General features: G+C 46.2%; 5 protein-coding genes. 3 read left to right on the plus strand and 2 right to left on the minus strand.

Going from position 1 to position 3,435, the window contains the following annotated elements:
• The coding region (locus tag QTO00_RS16765) for a penicillin-binding transpeptidase domain-containing protein (protein ID WP_331425802.1) at positions 1-780 on the plus strand (780 nt) is incomplete at its 5' end.
• Between the two features lie 52 nt (positions 781-832).
• Here QTO00_RS16765 and oxyR read toward each other — a convergent pair.
• Positions 833-1,723, minus strand: coding sequence for a DNA-binding transcriptional regulator OxyR (gene oxyR, locus QTO00_RS16770; protein ID WP_038203724.1), 891 nt, complete (start codon positions 1,721-1,723; stop codon positions 833-835).
• Between the two features lie 169 nt (positions 1,724-1,892).
• Between oxyR and QTO00_RS16775 the strand changes: the two genes are divergently transcribed.
• The gene (locus QTO00_RS16775) at positions 1,893-2,621 is read left to right on the plus strand and encodes a redoxin family protein (RefSeq protein ID WP_038203807.1); all 729 of its coding nucleotides are present in this window, start codon (positions 1,893-1,895) and stop codon (positions 2,619-2,621) included.
• Positions 2,622-2,695: 74 nt separating this feature from the next.
• Here the strand turns inward: QTO00_RS16775 and QTO00_RS16780 are convergent, their stop codons facing one another.
• A complete protein-coding gene (locus QTO00_RS16780) occupies positions 2,696-3,043 on the minus strand; it encodes a RidA family protein (protein WP_331425803.1) in 348 nt (115 codons plus the stop codon).
• Positions 3,044-3,107: 64 nt separating this feature from the next.
• Between QTO00_RS16780 and QTO00_RS16785 the strand changes: the two genes are divergently transcribed.
• Positions 3,108-3,377: a DUF3624 domain-containing protein gene (locus tag QTO00_RS16785; RefSeq protein WP_331425804.1), complete on the plus strand. Its 270-nt coding sequence runs from the start codon at positions 3,108-3,110 to the stop codon at positions 3,375-3,377.
• Positions 3,378-3,435 lie beyond the last annotated feature (58 nt).

Raw genomic sequence — 3,435 nt, forward strand, 5'->3', positions numbered from 1 at the left:
ATGAAAATGGCGCAAGGTTACTCGGTGTTTGCTAATGGAGGCTATTACGTAGAGCCATTTTACATTGAGCGCGTGGAAGGCCTATTCGGCAAGATCGAGTTCGAAGCATCACCAAAAGTCGTTTGTCACCAAGACTGTACTCAGCCTGCACCCGTTATGAGCGAGTTTGCTGAGCAAGATGTAACGACTGAGCCATCTGATGAGCCTCAATATGCACCACAAGTGATCTCAGAACAAACAGCATTCCTAATGCGCGAAATGATGTATAGCAACGTTTGGGGCGGTGGTAACTGGCGAGATGGTACTGGTTGGAACGGTACGGGTTGGCGAGCGCAGAAACTTCAACGCCGCGATATCGGTGGTAAAACCGGTACAACCAACGATTCAAAAGATGCATGGTACAACGGCTACGGTCCAGGTATGGTGGCTATCGCTTGGGTAGGTTTCGATGACCACACCCGCAAACTAGGCAGAACTACGCAAAATAGCAACCTAGGCAAAGACCAAATCACGGGCGCTGAAGCTGGTGCGAAAACGGCTCAACCCGCATGGGTCGATTTTATTGGTACCGCACTGGACGGCGTTCCACAACAGAGCAAGGCAATCCCTCCACATATAGTGCGAGTTCGCATCGACCGAGACTCAGGGCTATTGACTAATAAGTTTGATTCAAGCTCAATGTTTGAATACTTCCTGGAAGGCACTGAGCCGACGGAGTACGTCACGAGTGAGATAACCGACAGTATCTACTCTACCGACGGAAGCGAGGAGTTGTTCTAAACAGAACGAAACGAGGCTGATGAAAACATCAGCCTCTTTTCATTGGCGTCGATTACTTTGTTTCTAGGTGAGACTTAATCGCTTGTGCCAATTGTTCAAACCGCGCTCTTAGTGGTGAGCCGGGACGATAAGCCAACACAATACTTCTCGATGGGACAGGGTTGGTCGCGGGCACATAGCATACACCATCTTTCTGTTTCTCTTTCGGCACTGACAGTTCAGGTAACAAAGTAATCCCAGCTCCAGCGGCTACCATGTTACGCAGTGTTTCTAAGCTCGTTGCTTTAAAACGTTCATCATCCTGAGCACCTGCGGCGAAACAAAAGCCCAAAGCTTGGTCCCTCAAGCAGTGCCCATCTCCTAAAGCAAGTACAGTTCTGCCATTAAGTTCGAGCATATCGACGTGATCTAATTGAGCCCACTCATGATCACATGGCACCGCAAGGCTCAACGGCTCGTTATATACTTCAATCTCTTTGAAAGGGGCGGTTTCTGCCACGGACGCCAGCACCAAGCAATCGAGTTTTCCCTCTTCCAGTTGACGTACTAACTGATGAGTTTGCGCCTCATGCAGAAACAGCTCTAACTCAGGAAACGCTTCTTTAAGCATAGGGATAATTTTCGGTAGTAGATAAGGACCGACCGTAGGTATAAAACCGATATGCATCGGCCCTACCATATCACCCGCTTGGCCACTCGCCATATCTTTAAAGGTTTTGATTTCCGATAAAATACATTTAGCTTGATCAACCAACTGCAAACCTGCCTCGGTAAACAGTACCCGACGGCTACTTCGCTCAAGCAGAGCTGTACCTAGCTCTTCCTCTAACTTACGAATCTGACCGCTCAGGGTGGGTTGGCTGACGAAACAAGCCTCAGCCGCTTTGCGGAAATGTTTATGCTCCGCCAACGCGACTAAGTACTCAAAATCTCGAATATTCACTCTCTTTGCTCTCCATCTTCAATGATAGAAATGACCTATCGAAACCATAACATTAAACGATTAGAGCTATCAAAGAGTTTCTTTGATAATGGTTGCAACAAAGCAGAGCGAAGCGTATACAACTATAAGCTCAGCAACAAAATCAAAAATCCAATTTAAGGAAATTATTATGTTTGCATCGAAAGAGAACCAAAACGTACCTCAGGTTACATTCCCTACCCGCCAAGGTGACGCTTGGGTTAACATCACGAGTGATGACTTGTTCAAGGACAAAACCGTGATTGTGTTTAGCTTGCCAGGCGCTTTCACCCCAACCTGTTCATCAAGCCACCTACCGCGCTACAACGAGCTATTTTCGGTGTTCAAAGAGCATGGCGTTGATGAGATTATCTGTATGTCGGTCAACGACACCTTTGTAATGAACGCCTGGAAAGCAGACCAAGAAGCAGAGAACATTACCTTTATTCCAGATGGTAACGGTGAATTCACCGATGGTATGGGCATGCTAGTAGACAAAAACGACCTAGGCTTTGGCAAGCGTTCGTGGCGCTACAGCATGCTGGTGAAAAATGGGGTGGTAGAGAAAATGTTCGTTGAGCCAAACGAGCCGGGCGACCCGTTCAAAGTGTCGGATGCCGATACTATGCTGAAGTACGTTGCACCGAACTATAAAACTCAAGAATCGATCACTGTCTTTACCAAACCAGGCTGCCCATTCTGTGTTAAAGCCAAGCAGACACTGATTGATCACGGTCTTCAATACGAGGAAGTGATTCTAGGACAAGATGCGACGACTGTGAGCCTACGTGCTATTTCTGGTCGCACAACAGTGCCGCAGGTATTTATCGGTGGTAAGCACATTGGGGGCAGTGAAGAGCTAGAAACTTATTTGGCCTAATTCCACTAGCGAATAATCAAAAAAACGAGCCACACGGCTCGTTTTTTGATTTCTAGAGGGTTATTTCTAGACAATCACTTCTCTGCGGCAATCACAGAGATTTCAACCAAGAGTGCTTCACGAGCCATATCAGCTGTCACACAGGCACGTGCAGGCGCATGACCTTCTGGAACCCAAGCGTCCCATACAGCATTCATTTGTTGGAAATCTTTCATATCCTTAAGATAGATGGTCGCTGAAAGTATATGCTCTTTGTCACTGCCCGCTTCTAGCAGCAGTTCTTCAACCTTATCCAACATAGTCTGAGTCTGCTCTGTAATATCTTTGGTTGCATCTGCACAAACTTGGCCACATAGGTAGATAGTGCCATTGTGCTTTACAATGCGGCTCATACGCTGTTTGGTTTGTTGACGTTCGATCATTTTTATCACTTTCACGTTATTTGAGATATGCTAAGACCTCGTATCTTACCAATTCACTGCCTCCATGACATGTAAATACTGTAAAAATAGCGACTGGTTTTGGAAGAAAATTGGCCGTTGCCAACGCTGTATGGATCAACTCACTGTACTGTCGGTGCTATGTTGGATCATTTGGTGGTTTGCTTTTCGAGATAATCCTCAAAGTATCGAATCCATCGCACTAATCATGGCGGGTTTTGCCTTCAATAGCTTGCTGTTTCTCCATCTATGGATGCGATTTGTTATCTTTCCATGGCGAAAGCGCAATAAAAGAAAAAAGCCCCAAAACCAATAACTGGGTTTTGGGGCCTTCTTAGATTCTTCTAAGAAAAAGCAGTGGTACTTTAATAGAC

This window comes from Vibrio sp. M260118 (assembly GCF_036533755.1).
Lineage (GTDB): Bacteria > Pseudomonadota > Gammaproteobacteria > Enterobacterales > Vibrionaceae > Vibrio.